General features: G+C 46.0%; 18 protein-coding genes and 1 other annotated feature. Of the genes, 5 read left to right on the top strand and 13 right to left on the bottom strand.

The window, feature by feature from the left end:
• Positions 1 to 171: 171 nt before the first annotated feature.
• Positions 172 to 1,530 carry a PFL family protein gene (locus tag Tfer_RS04995; RefSeq protein WP_052217158.1) on the bottom strand — a complete coding sequence of 453 codons (1,359 nt, stop codon included), beginning with the start codon at positions 1,528 to 1,530 and terminating at the stop codon, positions 172 to 174.
• A gap of 16 nt (positions 1,531 to 1,546) precedes the next feature.
• Complete coding sequence (locus Tfer_RS05000) at positions 1,547 to 1,858, bottom strand: ACT domain-containing protein (protein WP_013120712.1); 312 nt, start codon at positions 1,856 to 1,858, stop codon at positions 1,547 to 1,549.
• A gap of 219 nt (positions 1,859 to 2,077) precedes the next feature.
• Here Tfer_RS05000 and pduL point away from each other — a divergent pair, with 219 nt between their 5' ends.
• From pduL to Tfer_RS05010, 3 genes are all read left to right on the top strand, one after another.
• Positions 2,078 to 2,761 (top strand): phosphate propanoyltransferase, encoded by a 684-nt coding sequence (pduL, locus tag Tfer_RS05005; protein WP_345786538.1) that lies wholly within the window; start codon positions 2,078 to 2,080, stop codon positions 2,759 to 2,761.
• A gap of 72 nt (positions 2,762 to 2,833) precedes the next feature.
• Positions 2,834 to 3,010 carry a hypothetical protein gene (locus Tfer_RS16505; RefSeq protein ID WP_013120713.1) on the top strand — a complete coding sequence of 59 codons (177 nt, stop codon included), beginning with the start codon at positions 2,834 to 2,836 and terminating at the stop codon, positions 3,008 to 3,010.
• Positions 3,011 to 3,098: 88 nt separating this feature from the next.
• Positions 3,099 to 3,623: a GNAT family N-acetyltransferase gene (locus Tfer_RS05010; RefSeq protein ID WP_052217159.1), complete on the top strand. Its 525-nt coding sequence runs from the start codon at positions 3,099 to 3,101 to the stop codon at positions 3,621 to 3,623.
• Between the two features lie 29 nt (positions 3,624 to 3,652).
• Here Tfer_RS05010 and Tfer_RS05015 read toward each other — a convergent pair whose 3' ends face one another.
• Genes Tfer_RS05015 through Tfer_RS05025 form a run of 3 tightly spaced genes read right to left on the bottom strand, consistent with a single transcriptional unit; the run spans position 3,653 to position 8,170 of the window.
• Positions 3,653 to 3,973, bottom strand: coding sequence for an STAS domain-containing protein (locus tag Tfer_RS05015; RefSeq protein WP_052217160.1), 321 nt, complete (start codon positions 3,971 to 3,973; stop codon positions 3,653 to 3,655).
• A 32-nt stretch (positions 3,974 to 4,005) separates the two neighbouring features.
• Positions 4,006 to 6,051, bottom strand: coding sequence for a FapA family protein (locus tag Tfer_RS05020; protein WP_052217161.1), 2,046 nt, complete (start codon positions 6,049 to 6,051; stop codon positions 4,006 to 4,008).
• Positions 6,041 to 8,170: an HD domain-containing phosphohydrolase gene (locus Tfer_RS05025; protein WP_052217162.1), complete on the bottom strand. Its 2,130-nt coding sequence runs from the start codon at positions 8,168 to 8,170 to the stop codon at positions 6,041 to 6,043. Before Tfer_RS05025 ends, Tfer_RS05020 begins: the two co-directional genes overlap by 11 nt.
• A gap of 212 nt (positions 8,171 to 8,382) precedes the next feature.
• Between Tfer_RS05025 and Tfer_RS05030 the strand changes: the two genes are divergently transcribed.
• Positions 8,383 to 8,604 carry an alpha/beta-type small acid-soluble spore protein gene (locus Tfer_RS05030; RefSeq protein ID WP_052217163.1) on the top strand — a complete coding sequence of 74 codons (222 nt, stop codon included), beginning with the start codon at positions 8,383 to 8,385 and terminating at the stop codon, positions 8,602 to 8,604.
• Between the two features lie 220 nt (positions 8,605 to 8,824).
• On the opposite strand, the gene ileS is transcribed toward Tfer_RS05030, so the two are convergent.
• The 5 genes from ileS to tyrS form a co-directional block, all read right to left on the bottom strand.
• A complete protein-coding gene (gene ileS, locus Tfer_RS05035) occupies positions 8,825 to 11,629 on the bottom strand; it encodes an isoleucine--tRNA ligase (RefSeq protein ID WP_052217164.1) in 2,805 nt (934 codons plus the stop codon).
• A 65-nt stretch (positions 11,630 to 11,694) separates the two neighbouring features.
• Positions 11,695 to 11,943 (bottom strand) — a binding site (T-box leader).
• A gap of 47 nt (positions 11,944 to 11,990) precedes the next feature.
• Complete coding sequence (locus Tfer_RS05040) at positions 11,991 to 12,710, bottom strand: hypothetical protein (protein ID WP_013120720.1); 720 nt, start codon at positions 12,708 to 12,710, stop codon at positions 11,991 to 11,993.
• 126 nt (positions 12,711 to 12,836) lie between these two features.
• Entirely contained in the window at positions 12,837 to 13,124 is a 288-nt protein-coding gene (locus Tfer_RS15920) for a DUF167 domain-containing protein (RefSeq protein WP_083436807.1), read from the bottom strand.
• Positions 13,118 to 13,783, bottom strand: coding sequence for a DivIVA domain-containing protein (locus Tfer_RS05045; RefSeq protein WP_052217165.1), 666 nt, complete (start codon positions 13,781 to 13,783; stop codon positions 13,118 to 13,120). Before Tfer_RS05045 ends, Tfer_RS15920 begins: the two co-directional genes overlap by 7 nt.
• Positions 13,784 to 13,881: 98 nt before the next feature.
• A complete protein-coding gene (gene tyrS / locus Tfer_RS05050; protein ID WP_013120723.1) occupies positions 13,882 to 15,105 on the bottom strand; it encodes a tyrosine--tRNA ligase in 1,224 nt (407 codons plus the stop codon).
• A gap of 247 nt (positions 15,106 to 15,352) precedes the next feature.
• Between tyrS and Tfer_RS05055 the strand changes: the two genes are divergently transcribed.
• Positions 15,353 to 17,869, top strand: coding sequence for a transglycosylase domain-containing protein (locus tag Tfer_RS05055; RefSeq protein WP_052217166.1), 2,517 nt, complete (start codon positions 15,353 to 15,355; stop codon positions 17,867 to 17,869).
• Between the two features lie 12 nt (positions 17,870 to 17,881).
• Here Tfer_RS05055 and Tfer_RS05060 read toward each other — a convergent pair whose 3' ends face one another.
• From Tfer_RS05060 to Tfer_RS05070, 3 genes are all read right to left on the bottom strand, one after another.
• Positions 17,882 to 18,412: a ferredoxin domain-containing protein gene (locus tag Tfer_RS05060; RefSeq protein WP_052217167.1), complete on the bottom strand. Its 531-nt coding sequence runs from the start codon at positions 18,410 to 18,412 to the stop codon at positions 17,882 to 17,884.
• Positions 18,413 to 18,503: 91 nt separating this feature from the next.
• Positions 18,504 to 20,852 (bottom strand): endonuclease MutS2, encoded by a 2,349-nt coding sequence (locus tag Tfer_RS05065; protein ID WP_052217239.1) that lies wholly within the window; start codon positions 20,850 to 20,852, stop codon positions 18,504 to 18,506.
• Between the two features lie 67 nt (positions 20,853 to 20,919).
• Positions 20,920 to 23,460 carry a U32 family peptidase gene (locus Tfer_RS05070; RefSeq protein ID WP_052217168.1) on the bottom strand — a complete coding sequence of 847 codons (2,541 nt, stop codon included), beginning with the start codon at positions 23,458 to 23,460 and terminating at the stop codon, positions 20,920 to 20,922.
• Between the last annotated feature and the right edge of the window lie 65 nt (positions 23,461 to 23,525).

The raw sequence follows: 23,525 nt of genomic DNA on the forward strand, positions 1-23,525 counted from the left end.
GTTAGTTTGCCCTGCGGGCAAACTTCAGATTAAAGACAAAGTTACATTATAGGGCAAAGGGGAGGTTAAATGATCCCTCCGCTCTGGGCGAAATAGCCCCGCTCCGGAAAACATCTAACCTCCCCGAATTTCTCAGAATGAACTTTGTCAACGGCCTTTAGTTTGCCCTTGCTAATTTTTAAGACTGTGGATAGGCGCAGGGATCCGCCCGCCTCTTTTCACGAACTCTGCGGAATTATATCTGTTTACGGGCATTATCGGCCCCGCACCGAGCAAGCCGCCAAACTCCACCCTATCCCCCACTTGTTTGCCCGGAACAGGTATAATCCTTACGGCAGTGGTTTTCTGGTTTATTACACCTATAGCCACCTCGTCGGCAATGATGGCCGCTATTGTTTCCGCGGGCGTATCGCCCGGAACGGTAATCATGTCCAGCCCCACCGAGCAAACACAGGTCATGGCTTCCAGCTTTTCCAGGGTAAGGGCCCCTTCTTCCACTGCCCGGATCATCCCGGCGTCTTCACTGACGGGAATAAAGGCCCCGCTTAAGCCGCCTACATAAGATGACGCCATAGCTCCCCCTTTTTTTACAGCATCGTTAAGCAGCGCCAAAGCTGCCGTAGTGCCATGAGCACCACATCTTTCCAGGCCCATAGCTTCCAATATTTCAGCCACACTGTCCCCAATTGCCGGCGTCGGCGCCAGGGATAAATCAACAATACCAAAAGGCACGCCCAGCTTTTGGGAAGCTGCCCTGCCTACCAGTTCACCCATGCGGGTAACTTTAAAAGCCGTACGTTTAATAATTTCGGCTAATTCACCAAAGCTGGCGCCATTAGCCTTTTCCACAGCATTTTTTACTACTCCGGGACCGCTGACTCCCACGTTGATCACACATTCAGGCTCACCCACACCATGAAAAGCTCCCGCCATAAAGGGATTATCTTCAGGAACGTTGGCAAATACTACTAACTTGGCACAGCCCAAACCACCTTTATCGGCTGTTCTCTCTGCTGTTTCCTTGATAATGCCGCCCATGCGATATACGGCATCCATGTTGATTCCCGCTTTGGTGGTGGCCACATTAACGGAAGAGCAAACCCGCTCCGTGGTACTCAAAGCTACAGGTATGGCGTTAAGTAGGTTTTCATCACCCTTAGTGAATCCTTTATGCACCAATGCAGAAAAACCACCGATAAAATTAACCCCCACTTCCCTGGCTGCCCGTTCGAGGCACTCGGCAAAACCTACATAATCATCTGTCTCGGAAACTTCGGCAACCAAAGAAATCGGCGTTACAGAAATCCGCTTGTTCACTATAGGAATACCGTATTCCTTTTCAATTTCTTCTCCTGCCTCCACCAGATTAGCCGCCAACCTGGTTATTTTATCATAGATTTTTTGCTGCGCCTTGCGGGGGTCGGCATGAGCGCAGTCACGTAGGCTGATACCCATGGTAATAGTCCTGATATCCAGATTTTCATTCTGGACCATCCGGATTGTTTCCATTATCTCCTGTATGGTTAACATCAACTGTTCCCCTTTCCTAAATCCTATGCATAAACTTAAAGATATCTTCGTGCTGAGCCTTAATCTGCAAGCCCAGTTCCCGCCCCTTATCTTCCAGCTTTTCCCTGAGCAGGTCAAAATCTATAAAGCAATTGCTGATATCTACCACCATTACCATAGTAAAAATATCCTTTAATATAGTCTGGCTGATGTCCAAAATATTGGCGTTATTTTCCGCCAAAATAGTGGAAATGGCCGCAATAATACCTACCCTGTCCTGTCCAAGGACTGTAACAACAATTCTGTTGCCTGATGTACCTCCTGCTGCAGCGATTTTATAATCGTTCATTTACGTCATCCCCTCGTAAAAAATAGTTTGTGAAAAATGGAATTTTTTATGTTCTTTAAGTATAACGAATAGCTTCTTTTTGGTCAATATATTATTACCTAACTTTATAATCTGCTACCAAATAAACAAAATAATAACTCTATGCTCTTTCCGGTTAAAATATGACTGAAAATATATCCGACTACCACAAATCTATTACTTTAACCAGGAGGCATTCAAATGCTTGAGCACAACAATCCAAATATCACTGAATATCATGAATATCAAAAGCCGCTAGAAATGCCGGAACACCTGGCATTTAAGCCCTTAACCAAAGCTACTAATCAGGTAACGGTAAGAATTTCAGGCCGGCACATTCATTTGTGCCCTGCCGACCTTTATGCATTATTCGGTCCCGGTTATACCCTCCATAAATACAAAGACTTAAATCAACCAGGCCAGTTTGCCGCCAAAGAAACCCTCACCGTTGTGGGGCCAAAAGGAGTTATCGAAGGCGTAAGGGTGCTTGGGCCTTTAAGAGACAAAACCCAGGTAGAAATATCCGGTACCGATGGTTACCATCTGGGAGTAGATCCACCTGTGCGTGATTCCGGTGACCTGGAGGGAACACCGGGTATCGTTTTGGTTGGACCAAAGGGGGCCGTCAATTTAAAAGAGGGACTTATACTGGCAGCCACTCACATTCATATGCATACCTCTGATGCCGAACGACTGAACCTTAGAAACGGAGACAGGGTACAGGTCCTCATTGATGGTGAAAGGGATTTGATATTTACCAAAGTTCTGGTTCGGGTAAGCGATAAATTTAATACTGAAATGCACATTGATACCGATGAAGCCAATGCGGCTGTAATAGAAGACGGCGATATTGTCGAAATCATCGGCAAATTTGCTCCCATGTAGAGGTATATCTGCCGCCGGGAGCGGCAAACAATAATAAAGACGGCGAAACTTATTTTTAAGGAGGTAAATATATTGACAGAGCAAAAGAAAAAGCCAGATACATTAAACAAGGTACCGTCTCTCAAACATCACAAGGAAGGTAACCTTTACGTGACCATGAACAATCCCGACGACAGTTTAACCAAGCAAACAGGAGATAATGCCAGTCTGATAAGCCTTGATAATCCTGACGACAGTTTGGAGGAGTGATAAAAAAGTTAATTTTTATGAGCAGGAATATAGCCGGTTGCTGGTAAATTAATTGTTAATACATTATAAAGCTATGGAGGAGTGTCAGTTGTCCCTACCTTTTTATTCCGAATACCCGTTTGTCATTCGGCCGGCTACCACCAATGATTTAACTGATATTGCCTATGTCATCACCAGAATAGCCAGAGAAGAAAATTCTCTTGGTGCGGAACCTATGCTAACCCAGGAACCGGCTACAATTACCATGTTGGAAAAGATGAGAGAACGGCCCCATTGTTGGCTCGTGGCTTTAGTCGATAACAAAATCATCGGCATCGCCTGCGCCGTTAAATTTTTCGAAACAGGAAATTCAGGCAGTACTGCCGTACTGGGCATTGGAGTGCTTAAGGAACACCGCAACAGATCCGTCGGCAGCGCACTTATACACCGGGTCATCGAGTGGTGTATATCCAACAATATCTCCAAAATCCGCTTGACTGTTTGGGAGCATAATAACGCAGCGCTTCAACTGTATAAAAAATTCGGTTTTAAACCTGTGCAAAAGAAAAAAACAGCCTTTCCTGCCAAAGGCTGTTTTGTTGATGAAATCATCATGGAAAAGCAAATTGTTTGAAACAGGGCTTCGCAAAGAAGCCTTGGTTTTTATTCCCGCTGTTCAAACACTTCACGGCCCAGCAGCATGGGTAGCCCCAACAGGTCAAAGACTTCGTAAACCTCGGCAGACAAGTTGCGTATTTTCACATCAATGTTGTCATTTTTTAAGCTCTTAATAACGTTAAGTAAACCACCAACACCGGTAGAATCAACAAAACTCAGTTTTTCCATGTTCAAGGTCAAAGCTGTGGCCCCCTGCCGGGCTTCCTCCACACTGGTCTTGAACTTGTCTACCGTCGCTATATCGAGTTCCCCGATTAATTCTATCATTCTGTCAGTACCCTTAACAATCGTTTGTAATTCTAACATCATTACCCCCCTCACCGCATTTTCATATATTCTTATGCTTTAAGTTTATCGGTAATTAAGCGTCCTTCATGGTTTACGTAAGCATTAAAATTCCTATATAAATTATCCACCCTATACTTTTCGGTTCCTATCTGCACTATAACATTGGGATGTATTAATTCGGCAGAAAATTTACCGGTTCCTTTAATCGCCACGGAAGTTTGGGTATCGAATGCCGAACCCAGCTCTTTAACAGTTATACTGCGACCGGCTGTAATTTTTACTCCCCTCGCAATACCTGGGTTTCCGGCAACAATAACTTCACCACCCGCTGTTACCGTAGAAATGTAGCACCCCTGACCTTCTATAATCACATCCCCGCTGGACAGTAGAGTGGAATTCTGCACATATCTTACAGTAATACATTCTGCTTTCCGCATATAATTATTTATAAAATCCGTGACCTGGTCTAATCCCTTTATAAGAATCAGGAGATAATCAATTTTATCCAGGTGCAGCGGACCCAGACCACATAAACTTTTCTGAAGAAGGGTAACTACATTTATAACCTCTTCGTGCACAACCTGTTCTTCACTTGATACGGCCGCGACCAACTCACTAACTGCCTTGGGCACATTATGAAACTTGGAATCTATAAGCAGTTGAATTAACTGCCCGTCACCTCTGGTCTGCAGGTCCGAAGTTTTAAACCCCGGCACTTGTTTTAACTGCAGGGCCACAGTATAAGTTTTATCCACAAGGTCCCTTATTTCCTTTAATAAAGGCAAAATCGATGTATATAAAGCTGCCAGCCCACCGGCCACTATAGTGCTTCCCAGCACCATTTTATGTACTTTAACACTACCCCGGGCCTTAAGCGTTGCCCTGGTTACATCGCCAAATACCTCAATATTGCCTGTGGCTTCAACTTTATATCCCTCCCTGACTTCGCCCGTAACCCGAACGTCACCGGAAAACTTTATATCTCCCGTTATACCGTCTACATTTGTCACTTCCAGCACAGGTTCAACCGTGAGTACTGCGTTTTGCCCGTTGTACTCCACTACCGGTCTGCCGTCGATACTGGCCACAACTTTCCGACCGTTATCCACCAGTTCACAACCGCCTTTAACGATAATGGAACAATCCACTGCGGGTCTGGCTTTAATCTTTTCACCGGTTACCGTCCGTCCGTCCACTCCTTCCTGGGGAGGAACCTTGACAGCAATGACGTCACCTTTGCTTACCGAAATCAGTTTATTCCGTCCAAACAGTCCTTCCTCCTCATCCGGTTTATTTTCCAGAAAAAGGCACCTCACATAAGCATCAACCCCATCTACAGGCCTTTGCCCCCGGGCAATCAGAAAACTCTCTTTGCTATTGGGATTGGCTATAACCTGCTCGATAACATCCTGATAAACTCCTTCGATAATGTTATTCTCCTGCAAGAATCTCTTTATATCGTCCGGTGTAACCGGCGGCGGCTCAACTACTTCGGCTACTTCTGTCAGCAAAGTCAGCTTGTTGGTCCGGGGCTGGTCCTTCAACCGGTAATTGGCCCCCGGGTGTCTAATCAGCCTTATCCGGGCTTCCACTTTATCCTCTGAAAGTTTTAATTCAATAGTATTTACGGGTTCGTCATTAACTATATCAATATGTACTTTGTCTTCTTCTGAAACATAAGTTTCATTTTCAACTTTTTTACCGTTAATCAATAAATTCACGTGTTTCCCGGGCGTAATTGTAGCATATTTACCTTCCGCCACGGGGTTGGTAATAATGAGTTCTCCCTTTTTTACCGCCGCAACACCGAAGTCTTTATAAACCACTTTTGATCGGTAGTTTTCCTGCCCGGTCTCATCCTTTATATCAAGAGCGATCAATAAATCTGTTAATTCAATTTCAGCCATTGCGTCTTCTCTGACACATACTTTAACTTTTGCGGGCCTTGCGCCCATGCCCAGAAAGCCGTGCTTGCCTTCATCCAAAATCTCAATTTTTGCCTGTTCCCTGGAAATTCTCAATGCTTTGAGGGCCTTGTTTACCGCCTCCTCAACAGTAACCCCCTCGGTAGTGATACAGGTATTCTCAACTGGCATTTCCCGGCACCACCTTTTCTTCTAATACCCTGCTGGGGCTGCTATTACTCTGTCCGATACCGTAAACCATTTCCAGAACCAGGGTTGTTCCGCCTGTAGTAGACATTATTAAACGGTCCAAATAATCCAACATGATGGTAAATCCGTAACCTAAAGAAATCTTGGTAGAGTATCCTTTTCTCAAGGTTACCTGGGGCAACTGGGAAATATCTATGCCCGGACCGTTATCCTGGATAATAACGCGAATGGCATGATCCAGCAAATAAACGAAAACCTTGCCTTTCCCCACGTGTTTGATAACATTGGTAGCTGCCTCAGAAACACATAGGACCATTTGCGTTTTTCGCCGGTTGGGCAGGGGTGCCTTCTGGAGCGCCTCCCTGATTAATGCCCGTGCACGGGCTACATCTTGCGGTTCTACCAGTTCCATTTGATAATGAACCTTATCTTCATCATGATAGGTTTGTATTTCTTCCTTGGCAGCCAGGAGCAGTTTACCTTGGGTAACAGCCATAATGACATCCCGGTAAATATTAATTTCCCTTTCATCCCTGGCTTTTTCGGTTTTTAATATTTCCGTCATATCAAAAACCGTTATTAAACATGAACGTTCTGAAACCGGGATAAAATAAGTCTCAAAAATCTTAGCAGATGCAGAATCGATAATAAATTCCTTGCCGTATCTGTCAATACCCTCTTTCAGATAGTCCAACAAATAGCTTTTTATAGAATCAGGCACTTCTTCCCGCCCCAGGTTTTTTATCTGGCCGTCTTCATAAAGCGCTACATAATTCATCCGCAAAGACTCCAGTACCCAGGATTTATCAAGGTAATACCTTAACTGCTCAATTACGTCTTTCGCCCCCGATTCCAAGCGCTCAGTCAGCCGGTCATCATCGAGAATAATCACTTTCTTATCACTCATAAGCGCTTGCAAAAAGGTCTCAACCAATTCAGGGTCCAACTCTGTTCCGGCAATGTTTTTCAGTTCCGTGCAAGCCTGTTCTAACTTTAACCCATCACGAAACATAAAATTGTCAAACCTGTCGGCAATAGCGATGACCCTGGCCCCGAAGGGAATATCCTGACCCGCCAACTGCCTGGGATACCCTGTTCCATTGTATCTCTCATGGTGGCAATAAATTAATTCGGCCACATTACTCAAACCGTGTATCTGCTGAATCAGGTTCCTGCCTATTTCCGCATGAGCCTGTAATTGCTGCATTTCTTCGCTGGTCAGATAATTGCGCAATTTCAACAGTTTTTCAGGCATACCCAGTTTCCCTATATCATGCAGTAAGGCGGCATATTCTATGGTAATGCGTTCATCCCTGGTTACCCGCAGGTGTTTTAAGAGAATTTGGCAAAACTTGACTACTCTTTCGGAATGGCCCCGCAAATGGGGAATTTTGTTTTCAGAGACATTTAAAAAGGTCTCCACCGTTTTTAGGTATTTTTGTTCGGAATAATGATAATCCTTAAATATTTTCCATATGGCAGCAAGTAAAAACAAAATCATGATAATTCCCGGTAACCCGCTGCTTTGCAAAACTATGGTACCCACAATGCCTGTTAATACGGCTACGGTCAAGGTTAAACTATCGTCAGGAACTGTAATTAACACCTCTACCGGTTTATCGGCAGCTATAGTCCTGTAAATGGCCTTAAAGGCGGAAACCAAAATAAGGTAACCGGCCACAAAACTCAGTACAGGTAAATAATCGGCGCGCAAATCCAATGCCCCAAAGTTGCCACCTGCCACAACAAACAAAAAACCGGCCACCCAAACAACCAGCGCTTGTCCACCGATAATTAGAATAGAATCCTGTAAAGACTGCTTCGTGAACAGGGTAAATCCTAACATAGCGATAGCAACAACCCAAACTGCGGAAAAGCCATAGCTCAAAACATAAATAATGATAACGGCGCTTTCCAGTGATAAAGCCCCAGCCATCGATAAATAAGTCTTTAATAGTGAAAATAAAAGGACAGCAGCAGCAAAAAACAAAATTACGACCCACAAACCAAGGTCTGTCGGAACATAGTGATTAAGCAAATAAACACTGACGGCAAATACAATTGCATTAAATGCCCATAATCTAATATTGCCTATAATCATACTATACACACCTTCTTTGCCGCTTGGCCCCAACAGTGTTGAATTAATCTATTTAATTTTTTTACAATTTCACAATACTATTTTTCGACAAATCCCCCCCCTTTCCTGCTAAATAGGTACTTTTTTAGCAAAATTAACTATATTATATTGGCATCATTTAGTTTATATATTTTTACTTTCCACAGGGCAATATTAAATTCAGGTGATGGTTGATGAAAAAGAAACAAAGCAAGAGTCGGGTAAGAGTCTTGAAAAAAAAGAGCCCCCTTACCCCTCAAGAAAAATTGAAGTATGAGGTGGCCAAAGAACTCGGTCTCTGGGACAGAATAAAAGAAGTTGGATGGGCCGGGCTTACCGCCGCTGAGACCGGCAAGATCGGCGGTTACATGACCAAAATCAGCCTGACCGGCAAAAAGGAAGTGTCCCATAAGTAAATGGGCCCCCCTTTTTAGCTATGAAAGCATAAGGAGCGGCAGACATATTCCTCCACGACGGCAACAATTCAGCTTGTTACCGGCTCCCGCATACGCGGATCGCCGACAAGCGGACATCAGACTCGTCGTTCCGAAACATATCTGCCACTCCCTGAATTTACGGTCACAAAATGAAGGGAGCGCGCCATAAGATTTTTACTTATGGGACACTCCCTTTTTATTAAAGCTGGGCGACGACTTCAGCGCAGCGCGGGCATATGCTAGGGTGGTCGGCATTTTTACCGATCTCCGGCGAGTAAACCCAGCAGCGCTCACATTTTTCTCCCGGAGCTTGGTTTACTGTAACGGCAAGCCCCGGCACTTCCTCTGATACAGAGGCCGCCTCAGGTAACACCTCTTCGGGTTCGTGAATCTGTACCGATGACACAATAAAGATTGTTGCCAGTTGTTCTTGTAACGGCGCTAGAAATGCTCTCAGTTTTTCGTCGGGATAAATGTGCACTTGCGCGTTCAGAGAATGGCCGATAACCTTATCCCTTCTGGCCTTCTCAAGTTCTTTGGCTACTTCTTCCCTGATTTTGATGACTTTTTCCCATTTATCTTCTAAAGCCTGGTCCAGGTAAGCTTCATTCACTTTGGGCATATCTGCAAGCTGTACACTGATCAGGTTTTCTTCCTTATAGGGAATGTAACGCCATATTTCTTCGGCCGTATAAGACAATACCGGAGCAATCAACCTTACCAGGGTATTTATAATTTCGTACATGACCGTCTGGGCTGCACGCCGCTCAACAGAAGAAGGTAAAGAGGTATACAGCCGGTCCTTAATAATATCCAGGTAAAATGCGCTCATATCAACGGCACAGAAGTTATGAATAGCATGGTACAAAATATGGAATTCATAATTTCTATATGCATTTAATACCCTCATGGACAGTTTGTGTAACTTCAGCAAAGCCCACTTATCCAGTTCTTCCATTTGCTCGTAAGGTACAGTATCTTTAGCCGGATCAAAGTCGTAAAGGTTGCCCAGGATATAGCGGGCAGTATTCCTGATTTTTCTATAAGCTTCGCTCATCTGCTTCAAGATATTGGATGACAAGGCAACATCAGCCTTGTAATCAGCCGAAGAAACCCACAATCGCAAAATATCGGCGCCCATTTTATTGATTACTTCCAGGGGATCTATACCGTTACCCAGCGATTTGGACATTTTCCGCCCCTGCTCATCTACCAGGAAACCATGGGTCAGTACAGTTTTGTAGGGGGCTTTCCCTGTAGTTGCAACTGACGTACATAGGGAAGAGTTAAACCAGCCTCTGTGCTGGTCGCTTCCTTCCAGGTACAGGTCTGCTGGCCACCGCAGATCAGGCCAAATTTCCGGCTGTTCTAAAACAGCCTTGTGACTGGAACCGGAATCAAACCAAACATCCATTATATCGGTTTCCTTACGAAAATCGGTCCGGCCACAGGAAGGACACTTAGTTCCCTCAGGCAGCAGGTCTTTGGCGTCCCTGGCAAACCATACATCAGACCCATACTTCCTAAAAAGCCCGGCAACATGTTTTATAGTGGCATCGTTTATCAAGTCCTTACCACATGCTTCGCAGTAAAAAATGGGTATTGGCACACCCCATGTCCGCTGCCTGGAAATACACCAGTCCCCCCGGTCAGCAATCATGTTATGAATTCTGTCCTCGCCCCAGGTAGGTATCCACTGCACTTCTTTTATTGCTTCCAGGGCTTCTTTCCGGAAACCGTCAATGGAAGCAAACCACTGTTCAGTAGCCCTGAACAAAATAGGATTCTTACAGCGCCAGCAGTGAGGATATTGGTGTCTGATCCATTCCAGTTTTAGCAGGGCACCAACTTTATCCAGTTCTATAACTACATTTTTATTGCCTTCATTGGTATCCTGACCGCAAAATATACCGCCTTCTTCCGTAAACCTTCCCTTGTTGTCAATGGGATTGATAACGGGCAAATTATATACCTTACCGATTTCAAAGTCCTCCAAGCCATGGCCGGGAGCCGTATGAACCGCACCGGTACCTGCTTCCAGGGTAACATGCTCACCGAGAATGACTAATGAATCCCGCTCAATTAAGGGATGCTTACAAACTACGTATTCCAGTTCCTGGCCCCGGATTGTTTTCAGCTCGTCGTAAAACTTGATGTCAAATACATCCATTACCCCGGCCAGCATTTCCTTGGCTATTACATACCTTTCACCTTTGCGTTCGCTATCTTTTACCTCTACTAATGAATATTCAAAATCAGGATGAACAGCTATGGCCACATTTGCCGGGATCGTCCACGGAGTAGTGGTCCAGATTACAATAAAAGTATTATCTTCAGGTAGTACCCCTTTTCCGTCTTTCACGGCAAACTTGACATAAATTGATGCAGATTTCTTCTCAGCATACTCAATTTCCGCTTCAGCCAGGGCAGTTTCGCAACTGGCACACCAGTATACCGGTTTCAACCCCTTATAGATATAGCCCTTTTTGGCCATTTCCCCAAAAACTTCGATCTGTTTTGCTTCAAAGTGGGGCTGCAGGGTGAGATAAGGGTTGTCCCAGTCCCCGCGACAGCCAAGGCGTTTAAACTGTTCACGCTGAATATCCACATATTTTAATGCGTATTCTTTACATTTTTTTCGAAACTCAACAGGTCCTACTTCATGACGGTTAATACCCAAAGCTTTGATTGCCTGCTGTTCGATAGGCAGCCCGTGCGTATCCCATCCGGGTACAAAGGGCGCGTCAAAACCGTCCATAGACTTAAATTTGACAATTATATCCTTTAAAACCTTATTTAATGTGTGCCCCAAATGGATATCACCGTTTGCATACGGCGGACCGTCGTGTAGGATAAACTTTTCTTTGCCTGCGTTTTTTTCTTGAACTTTTTTATAAATGGAGTTATCCTCCCAAAACTTCAGAATCTCCGGTTCCCGCTCAGAAAGATTCGCGCGCATGGGAAATTCTGTCTGCGGTAAGTTTAGAGTTTTACTGTAATCCATCACTATCCTCCTCTTGACCAACGTGCAGTAAAATTTATTTAAGCATAATAAAACTCCTCCCGCCTCCAAGGGACGAGAGGAGATTCCCGCGGTACCACCCTAATTTCCGAACCCAAATGCCCGGACACTTGTTACCTGCACTTTAACGGTGTGCAACCGATACAGCTTAATCGGCAGTTCTGATCACTTGGTCCGTACCTTTAGGCTGTACTACTCCCGGGTGATATTCAGTTAAATCCTTGGTTCCGGCTTCCACCAATCCCGGAATCGCTGTTCCTCGGAAGTTAACCTACTGGCCCGTTCATAGTATTTCACATTTTATTTTCCAATTACATCTATTTATTATACTTTAACAGGGCACTTAAGTCAACTTTCGAGCTTTTTTTGCACCCTTTGCCAGGTTGGTGCTATCCACTACACCTTTAACTATCCAGAAACACTTTTTAGCCATATCCCACTTCAAGTTGGGTGGCAGTTCCTCAATTTCATGATCCGAATCAAGTACTAACCGGACCAAGACCCATGGAATCTTGGCCTGCTCACAAAACTCCGCTAAATAATATCCGTCCATGTCCCAACAGTTAATTGTTTTAGTGTTGGGTGGCGGGATAAAGCCTTTGGGTGCAACAGCGCCCGGTTGGTAAGTACTGATGCTACCAACTACGGCTTTAGTATCAACTTCTTCTGTCTTATAACGTTCCAAAGCACTAAGTACCTTGTCCATCAGTTTGGGATGGGCAGCAAGAGATTTGGCATTCACCAATAACCCCTTTGAATCAACCTGCCACAACTGCGCGTCCGATGATAAAACGATATCTCCCTCCTGCAGCCATGGTTCATTTGTCCTGCCTATATCAAAGGATAATAACTGACCCACCCTGTATTCCGAAAGTAAGCCGGCAACCTTTTTGTCTCTAAATCTTTCATTTTTCTCAGAAAGTTCGAAAAGACAAATTACTTTTCCCCACAGTTTCCCATGGGTAACCCTGATACCTTCATTTTCACTGTATAAACCACAGGACATATTTTCTTTAATGAAAACGGTTAATACTTTAGAAGGGCTTATAATCCCCAGTTTCATTGCAACCGAAGGCCTCCTTCACCATCACCAACAATTTTCGACATTTTTTGGAATATTCTGCAATTTTAGTTAGTAAAATTATTTATCTTCTTCTTAACTCAACCTTCGCATTTTAAAAATTATGTCCTATAAATTCAGCCTTTTCTCTGCTTCTTCCTTGGTTAATCCTTTAACCTTCAGGAGTTTTGTTCTAGATGTATGCCCGGTAATAATTTCTACCTGGCTTTTGGCAACAGAAAATAATTCAGCAAAAAAGCGAATACACGCCTCGTTAGCCGCTCCCTCGACAGGCGGCGCAGTAAGTTTTACCTTAAGGGAGTCGCCCTGGACTCCCTTAAGTTCGTTTTTTGAAGCCTTCGGCTGAACCTTGATTTTAAAAGTTATTCCGTCAGAATGCTGTTCTATTATCAGAATAGAACCCCCTTATTAATTATGGTCTGCGGCTCTTCCCGCCCGACAATTTCTTCAGCGCCCTCGCCAGGCACCTGTCCGGCATCGGAAGCCGCTGCCTCGTGGGCAGCTCTCAACATCTCGGTTTGTGGCTTCAATTGAATTTTCCCGGCGTTTTGGTTGATGGAAATTTCTCCAAAAAGCTCGTGTTCGCCATCATTAATAAGGGAAAGTTGGCTTTCCAGAAAAGATTTAAACTTGATCCTAAAAACCTGCACCTGTTTCTGCAAGTCTTCCAAATTTTTATATGTATTATTCGCTTTTTCTTCTGCCCCGGCTATTATATTTCTTGCTTTTTCTTCTGCAGCGCCAATTATCTCGGCAGCCTTCAATTCAGCTTCTTTAAGCATTACCTCTACTTGTTTTTCAGTATTATGCTTCATTTCATCAGCTGTTTGTTGAGCCACAACCAAAGTCTGTTTCAAAGTTTCCTCTAAATCCTTATACTTACTGACATCAGAATCTTTGGTAGCAACCAGCTCTTTAAGGCTGAGATTCTCCTTGTATATGGATTCGTAGCTTTCCACTATCTGGTCCAAAAACTCATCAACTTCCTCTTCGTCGTAACCCCGAAATACCCTCTTGAATTCCTTGTTACGAATGTCCAGTGGGGTTAAAGGCACAACAAGCACCTCCCTGTATTTTCCTCTATTTATTAGTTCGACGGGCAGTATAAAAATTCCTTTAGCAAAAGAGAAAAAGAACCCTACAAGGTTCTTTATTAAACGACAATTTTTACAAACTTGCGTTTACCTGCTTTTATTATCATACCGTTTTCCGGTTGTACCTTTGCGGCAGGATCGACAACCTTTTTATCATTTACCCGGACCCCACCCTGAATAACCAATCTGCGGCCTTCGCTGGAACTCGATACCAATCCGGCCAACGCCATGAGTTTAGGCAACCAGATTTCCCCTTCTTCCAGTTGATTCTTATCCAACACATATTCAGGGATTTCATCGGGCAGCTCTTTCTTCTGGAAAATACTTTTAAATTCTTCTTCTGCTTTTAATGCTGCTTCACGCCCGTGATACATAGTAACTATCTCGCGGGCCAGCCGCATTTTTACATCCCTGGGGTGCAGAGCGCCGTTCTTCATTCCCTCTTCAATATCCCGAATCTCTGCCAGTGATACAGGAGTAACAAGTTCGAAATACCTGATCATCAGTTCATCGGCTATGGACATGGTTTTCCCGTACATTTCCCTGGGGCTTTCCGTAATGCCAATATAGTTTCCCAGGCTCTTGCTCATTTTCTGAACCCCGTCAAGCCCTTCTAAAATAGGCATCATTAGAGCAACCTGTGGCTCCTGGCCATATTCTTTCTGCAGGTGGCGGCCCATTAACAGATTGAATTTCTGGTCTGTGCCGCCCAATTCCACATCAGCTTCCAAAGCTACAGAATCATAGCCCTGCATCAAAGGATAAAAAAATTCATGGATACTGATGGGCTGTTCATTTGCAAACCTCTTGGCAAAATCGTCCCGTTCCAGCATCCGTGCTACCGTATACTTTGCTGCCAGGTTGATAATATCTGCAAACGAAAGAGATGCCAGCCATTGGCTGTTGAAAACAACATTGGTCTTTGCCGGGTCGAGAATTTTAAAAATCTGTTCTTTATATGTGGCAGCGTTTTTCCTGACCTCTTCTTCTGTTAATTGTTTGCGGGTTTCCGATTTCCCGGTAGGGTCGCCTATTCTGGCTGTATAATCACCCAGGATGATGGTCACCTTATGACCTAACTCCTGAAATTGCCTCAGTTTTTGCAGAACCACCGTATGTCCCAGGTGAATATCGGGAGCTGTAGGATCCAGTCCCAGTTTAATATGTAAGGGTTTCTTCCGGGCAATCGATTTTTTCAGTTTTTCAACTAACTCGTTCTCAGGGACTATTTCCGCAACCCCTCTTTTAATAATCTCCAATTGCTCCTGTATGTCCAATACCACCCTGATTCTCCTTCCTACCGTTTCTACAGATTCCACAGAATACACAACAAAATTTATTTTTTAATTATAACAAAATAGTTTCCAATTAGCAACAAGCCCTACAAAAGATGGCTGCAGGAACCTTTTTTAAAGTGATTTCGTATGATATTTCCGGAATCTGACTCCAGGACGGATAAGCGGTGTTAACTTTGGCAGGAGTTTATGGTATAATAACAGAGTTATATCCCTTGCGGGAGGAAGGTGTTTTATGACGTTAGAACCCAGTAAACCTGTTAACAAAAAACCAAAACCTAAAAAAAGACGTAAACTTAACTTGTTCAGACTGTTCCTCTTCCTGGTCATTGTCGCCGGGCTCCTGTTGGTCGGGGCAGTATCGGGAATCGTCTTGGCCAGCATAAAAGATGTACCCGCCTTTGACCCCAAGGCCCTGGAACCCAATCTGCCTACATATATCTACGACATCAATAAAAACCCGGTCACCAAAATTTATGTAGAAAATCGTGAACCTATTAAAATTCAAGATGTGCCCAACTTGGTTAAAAATGCTTTTTTAGCCATTGAAGATGTCAGGTTTTACGACCACAAAGGAATTGATTTGCGGAGAATAATAGGAGCGGCTATTGTAGACATTAAGGAAGGCCGGGCTGCCCAGGGAGCCAGTACTATTACCCAGCAGTTGGTCAAAAAAGCCTTTTTGAACCCAGACAAAAATATTAAGCGAAAAATTCAGGAAGTGGTGCTGGCTATTAAACTGGAACGTGAATACACCAAGGACCAAATTTTGGAAATGTACCTTAATCGGATATATTTCGGCCATGGCGCGTATGGTCTCCAAAGCGCCGCCCAGATATATTTCAATAAGGACGTCAAAGAACTTACCCTTGATGAAGCAGCCGTACTGGCCGGTTTGCCACAGGCACCTTCTGCTTATGACCCGTACAGAAACCCGGAAGCGGCTTTAAAGCGGCGTAATGTTGTTCTGGACATGATGGCCAAGTATGATTTTATTTCCCAGGCCCAGGCCGAGGAAGCCAAAAATAAAGCCATTACCTTGAAGAACTCAGGAGAGGACGGTAAAAAAGAGGAGTACCCGCATCCTTATTTTGTCGACTATGTAACTGATGTTCTCCTGGAAAAATACGGGGAAAACAAGGTCTTCAAGGGTGGCTTAAAGGTTTATACCACTATGGATCCCAAGATTCAGACCATTGCTGAACAGGCCATGGCCAATCCCAATAATTTTCCCAGGTCCAAAACCGATAAAAACGGGTTAAAACAGCCGGAAGGAGCCTTAGTCATCTTAGACCCTCATACAGGTTATATCAAAGCCTTGGTCGGTGGCAGGGAACATTCACAAAAACTACAGTTTAACAGGGCTACGGACGCCAAACGTCAGCCAGGGTCCGCCTTTAAACCGATCATTGCTTATGCACCGGCCATCGAAAAAGGAGCCGGCGCCGGTACGGTAGTTGTTGATGAACCTGTAACCTTCGGCAAATATAAACCGGAAAACTCCGATGGTAAATACCGGGGACCAATTACGCTCCGGGAAGCCGTTACTCATTCCGTAAACGTGGTTGCGGTGAAGGTTCTCAAAGATACGGGTATCACCAACGCTGTTAAATTTGCCAAAAAACTCGGCATTACCAGTTTAACACAAGAAGATGAAAACCTGGCTCTCGCCCTGGGAGGCCTCCACTATGGAGTAACGCCCCTGGAACTGGCCGGCGCCTACGGGGCTTTTGCCAACAAAGGTATATACATACAGCCGACGGCCATCATCAAGGTAGAAGACCGTTACGGTAAGGTCATAGACGAATTCAAACCCCGCAAAAGAATAGCCATGAAAGACACAACAGCCTATATTATAACGGATATGTTGAAATCAGTAGTACAACGCGGCACCGGTACCAGGGCAAGCCTTGGCAAGCGACCGGTGGCAGGCAAAACCGGAACTACGAACCAGGGCAAAGATATCTGGTTCGCCGGCTATACCCCCGAATTAGTGGGCGTGGTATGGATGGGACATGACGACCCCAAACCTATGCCCCGCACTTACGGCGGTACTTATCCAGCCAAGCTCTGGAAAGAAGTGATGTCTAAAGCCCTGAAAGACAGAGAGATTAAAGATTTCGACAAACCGGCAGGCTTAGTAAAAGTAGCTATTTGTACTCTATCCGGCAAACGCGCCGGCAAAAACTGCCCACAGTCGGAAATCAGGTCGGACTGGTTTGTTAGAGGCACAGCGCCTTCCAAAATATGCAACGACCATACTTATGTTTCGGTGGAAGTTTGTGCCGACTCCGGCCTTTTAGCAACAGAATACTGTCCCAATAAAATTACCAGGTCTTTCCTGAAACGGGATAAGGAACATACTTACAGTTCTTCCGATATATATGTACCAACGCAAACTTGTAATATTCACGGTCCTAATAACAGAGTAATCAGCATTTGTACCGACCCGTCCCACGGAGGAACCAGGTACCTGGCCAACATACCGGGTCCGGGTGAAACCGGAGGATGTCCGCCCGAGTATGTTGTCAAAGAAACTCTGGGGGCAGGAGAGACCGCGCCCTTAGAACATTGCCCCATTCCGGAGCATCAGGTTTACCCCAAATCCCCGGATAACCCAGGAATTATTCAACCGGAAATTAACCAAAAGCCGGAAAAGCCGGCCAAACCCGGTAAAGTAAATCTACCGGCTCAGCCTGAAATAACTACACAAAATTACCAGGAAAAGGATAAGCGGAAAGGGCTGCCCTGAGGCAGCCCTGACTTACTTGCGGTCAAAGAATGGGTTCTTGCCGGACACGCTCAGCGGTATTCCGTAAGCAATCCGGATGTTGCCACTGAACAGCCCCAGATCAATGGCCGCCCTGCCGACGGTAAACATAATCCTGTTATCCACATGGTGGGCCGCTGCGACTGCCACTGCCGATCCCACCGCAATACCCAGGTCACCTGCATTAAAAGCGCAGATACCTCCGGTTTCATTCATTTCCGTGCAGTTTTTAAAGCCGCAGTACCCGCAATGGGGAAGCCCTAACGGTTTTACCTCCGTACCCAAAATAACAGCCGCTCCCGCCTTTTCCAGGTTTTCGGCATCGCGGGCAAAAAACTCCGCTCTCGGTGAATCGGCCAGTTTTCTCATGTACGCAGCCACTTCTGTCTTGGTTTCCGCAGTGATGATAAGGGTCTCAAGGTGGTCTCTCCCTTTTCCCTTCGGCGCTGTCCGGGCGGCCAGACACATGAGTTCGGCCACCTGCAGCAAACCTTTTTCCTCTGCTTCAGCCTGTCTGATAATCATAACCGTATAACCTCCCATGGATATAATCTCTGTGTCGCAATCTCGTACTCACATACAAGATTAACACCCTACTTTGATTTATTAACAGCCCCTATTTTAATTTTATCACGGTCACTCCAGTCCCGCCTTCGCCGTAATGGCCCAGGCGAAATTCCTGCACATATTTGTGCTTCGCCAAGTAGCTGTTTACGGCTTTTCTGAGCACGCCGGTGCCTTTACCGTGAATTATCTGAACTTGCTGTAGACCTGCCAGGTAAGCATCATCAAGGAATTTCTCCAGATCAGGTAAGGCCTCGTCCACAGTCTTGCCGCGAATATCAAGCTCGGTCCTGGCTTCTTTAGCTTTGCCGACAACTAATTTTCCTGTTCCCGTTGGCGCTGTGTAAACGGCCGGCTTCTCCTGCTTCCGCCGTACTTCACTTACATGAACCGCTAATTTAAGTATCCCGGCCTGTACATAAAGTTGGCCGTTTTCGTCAGGAGTGGTAAGCACATATCCCGTTTGGTTAAACCTTGGCAGAAATACCGGTTCTCCTTCTTTTAATCCTTTGGGTATTTCACCGGCTGCGGCTTTTTCCTGCATCAGTTCTTCATCTTTGCTATTTTCCAGTTCCTTCAGCCTGTTTCTTGCTTCTTCAGCCTCCGCCAACTGTTCAGCCCGTTTTTCCTGCACATACCGTCTAAGCTCTTTAACCAGTTCATCCGCTTCTTTTCGGGCCTGCCTCACTATTGATGCGGCTTCCTCTCTCGCCTTTTCCACCAGTTCTTTCCGCCGGTTTTCCAAGGCCTCCAATTTGGCTGCATAATCCCGCCGCATTTCGTCCAACTCGCGCCTTAATCGCTCAGCTTTCCTCCTTTCTTCTTCAGCTTTCCTGCGGTTGCTCTCCAGTTCTTCTACCAGGTCCGCCACCTGGATCTCCTCACTGGTCAGGAAGCTGCGGGCCCTGGTTACCAAGGCTTCGGGCAAACCCAATCGCAAAGCAATCTCAAAAGCGCTGCTGCGACCTGGTTGGCCAATTAACAGTTTGTATGTGGGCCGGAGAGTTTTGCTGTCAAATTCCACGGAAGCGTTTTCCACGCCTTGCCGCTCAAAGGCAAAAACCTTGAGTTCACTGTAATGGGTCGTTGCTACTGTCCGGGCTTTTTTCTGATAAAGGTATTCCAGAATAGCCATAGCCAGGGCCGCCCCTTCAACGGGGTCAGTTCCGGCCCCCAGTTCATCCAGCAATACGAGCGCAGACTCGTTGACCTTTGCAAGTATATGTATAATATTTTTCAAATGCCCCGAAAATGTGCTAAGGGACTGTTCGATGCTTTGTTCGTCTCCGATATCCACAAAAATGTCATGAAATACAGGCACCTGCGAACCGGGTTCACAGGGAATATGCAGGCCGGCCTGGGCCATCGCGGCTGTTAAACCCACTGTCTTCAGGGAAACAGTCTTACCGCCTGTGTTTGGCCCCGTTATAACCAAAACATGAAAATCCCGGCCCAGGTATATGTCTATCGGAACAACATGGCCTTTTATCAGTGGATGGCGGCATTTCCGCAGGTTTATATAGCCGTCCTTATTAAAGACCGGTTTACTGGCATTCATGTGGTGAGCTAATTTACCTTTGGCCAGAATAAAGTCGATGGTGCCCAGGATTTTGGCGTCTGACAGTAATTCTTCGCTAAAGGCCTTGACCGAGGCGCTTAGCTGGGTCAGGATACGCAAGACTTCCCGTTCCTCATCACTGTACAGCTTTCTTAACTCATTATTTAATTCCACGGCCGCCACGGGTTCAATAAAAAGGGTCGCGCCGCTGGCCGACTGGTCATGAATAATACCGGGAAATTGCCCCCGGTACTCCTGCTTGACGGGAACCACGTAACGGTCGCCCCGTACAGTAATAATAGGTTCCTGAAAAAATTTTTGATGTTCCTGTGACCTGATGATACCTTCCATTTTGGCTTTGATATTTATTTCCGTTTCCCTTATCCGGTGCCGGATTCGTCTCAGTTCCGGGGAAGCCTCATCAGCAACAGCTCCGGAAGGGTCAATAGCCTGGCTGATTTTTTCTTCAAGTTCTTTATTGATAAAGAGGTTTTTTACTAGGTCACCCATAATCGGGTATTGATGGGACCGGTCACTAAAAAATCTTTTCAAGCGCCGGGCCGCCACCAGGTTCCCGGCTACGTCCAGGAGCTCGGCCGGTTCCAATATGCCACCGATATTGGCTTTTCTGATGATTCCTCTGGTATCCCGCATTCCTCCCAAAGGTACATCAGGTTCTTTTCTGTAAATTTCAGCAGCTTCCGCAGTTTCCTCCTGCCTGCGCAATACTTCTGCATAATCAGTACTGGGCTGCAGCTCCGCGCAATATTCCCTGCCCAGGCTGAAGGTAGCGCATTCCGTAAGCAGCTCAATAACCTTTTGAAATTCCAACCTCTGCAACATTTTATCTTCCACAATCGATCAATCCTTACTGTTTTAGTAGCCCGTAATTAAGGTTAGCAGCCATTGATTAAAGCACGCCGCGGTACAAATGTCCTTTGGTAACACCCTGGGCCGTCATCGCAACCAGTGTTTCTTTAGCGTCCGGATCAGGGGCATAAGTATTTTTATTTTCCATAAGTTTATCTATCTCCTGCCGGTAAAAACCGGCAACTTTTTTCACGTAATCCGGGGAATCTTTTCTTAACTCCAGCCTGACCGTGCATACACCTGCTTCGTACAATGGTTTAAGGTCTTCGATCAGACATAACTCTTTGGGATTAAAAATATGCGACCTGCAGAAACAGTCAGTCACCAGCGGAAACAACATCCCCAGCCGGTCCTTTAATGCAAATTGTTCGCCCCCCCGGCATGGCTGATTACATTTTTGGGCCTCTTTAAACCCACCGTAAACGCTGCCGACAACACAGTGCTCCGAAATCATTAAAGGCAAAGCCCCGTGCCCCACTACTTCTACATTAAACTCGGCAGCCAGTCTTTCAATCTGCTCAAGGGTAAGCTCCGGCGACAGCGTCACTTGGGATACGCCATTGTCCTGCAACCAAAGCAGCGCCTGGGAATTAAAGGCGTTTAAAGAATAATCGGCATATATGTTGCTAAAGCCTATATCCCGCACAGTTTTTAACGTTCCCAGGTTAGTTGCCAAAATACCCAGGTTAAGTTTCCCGGCCTGCTGTAGAAAAGGAGCAATAACCGCCAAATCTTTGTCTTTAGTAATCCTGGGAAGGGCAAAAACAAGCTGGGCCCCCTGAGATTCAGCTTTGGCAGCCAATTCTTGCAGGTCATCAACCTTTAGGACCGGTGTCCCATTAAGTCCATCGGCGCCTACATAGACCACATCCACTCCGGCTTCAAAGGCTGCCAGGGCCGCTTTTTTATTGCCAACAGCCGCCGAAAGTCTCATGATCTTCCGTTGCACCCGTTTCTCCTTATCCTTCCGGTAAGAATCAGCCTCTTCCAATCTGGCAGCCACCAGGGTTTCCGGGATAGCAACAGGCCTTTTGAGCATTATGCGCTGCTGTTCCAATAAATGCAGCGCTTTACGCCGGGCTTCATTTATTTCACTCAAAGGCACCATTATATTACCGTCTATCTTTATCTCCAGCGTCGCCAAATTAAAAGGGGTATTGCCCAACCGCTGCACCTGCCGGCGAATAGTTTCTTTGGTCAGAGGCCGGTTGATGGCTTCTTCGGCAATAAATTCCGTACGGGCCACCGCCTTGTTGCCTTCCGTATCTTCAACAATTATCCGGAGAGGTTCGCCGGCTTTAACCCGGACTTTCATGGCAATATTTACCTTCCGCAATTCTTTAGGGGAAGTAAAACTCTGTTGCGCCTGGCGCATCAACAGGGCGTCATGGGTTTTAAAAACTCGGTCACCCGGCTTGACTTTTCCCTTGACGGGAACGGTGACAGTCTGGCCGGGCAAACCCGATTCAACCGGATTACCTGCCAAAAGAATCTGGTCCACGACGGTACCCTGCCGTCCTCCCTCAGAAACCCAGACTTCTATGCCATCGCCCAGGTTCAGCCGCTCATCAAGCTGTATGCTCATGGTTGCTTTTTTTCGGTTGTAATTTACCACCCGGCCGAGCCTGATCCCCCTGTTGTTGGGCCTCTTATAACTCATCAAATCGGCGCCCGGGGGTCCCATAAAGTATCCCGTGGTAAAGTCCCTGTTGAAAATCTGCAACAACTGCCTGTCCTCTTCAGGCGTAATTTCAAAATTATAAGGGGCCATGGCATACCGGTCAAGGGCTTGCCGATAAATCCGGGTAACGGTAGCCACGTATTCGGGCCTTTTCATGCGCCCTTCAATCTTCAAAGCATCTATGCCCGCTTCCGCCAGTTCCGGAATATGGTGTAACAGGCGCAAATCCCTTGGGCTTAAGAGGTATTTCCCCACCTCTTCGGGTTCCAGCAATATCTTGCCCCTTTCGTCAACCAGGGTATAGTGCAGCCGGCATGGCTGGGCGCAACGTCCCCGGTTTCCGCTGCGGCCCCCGATCAGACTGCTCATCAGGCACTGACCTGAGTAGGATATACACAAAGCCCCGTGCACAAAAACTTCTACTTCTACGCCTGTCCTTTGTTTCGCCTGCTTTATCTCATCCAGGGACATCTCCCGGGCCAAAACCACCCGTTTTACACCACTGGCTTTGACCAATTCAACTCCGGGAGTATTGTGCAGTGTCATCTGCGTACTGGCGTGTACATTAAGTTCCGGAAAAACAGAACGGGCAAGGCGCAGCACGCCCAAATCCTGCACAATGACAGCATCTACGCCTGTCTCGTACAGAAACTTCAGATAGGCGACCAGTTCCGATATTTCGTTGTCAGCTATCAGGGTATTTACGGTAACATATACCTTGACCCCTCTGACATGAGCATAGTCTACTGCCCGGATCAGCTCTTCCCTGTCAAAATTACTGGCATACTGCCGGGCATTGAACATCCTGCCGCCCACATATACAGCATCGGCGCCGTTCTGCACGGCAGCCACCAAAGCATCCCAACTCCCGGCTGGAGCCAACAATTCAGGCTTAAACATGCAGAAATCTCTCCTTCACCAATAAAGCGTGGCTATTCAGCTTGACCGGCAAGCCCCATAGACAC

This window comes from Thermincola ferriacetica (genome assembly GCF_001263415.1).
Classification (GTDB): domain Bacteria; phylum Bacillota; class Thermincolia; order Thermincolales; family Thermincolaceae; genus Thermincola; species Thermincola ferriacetica.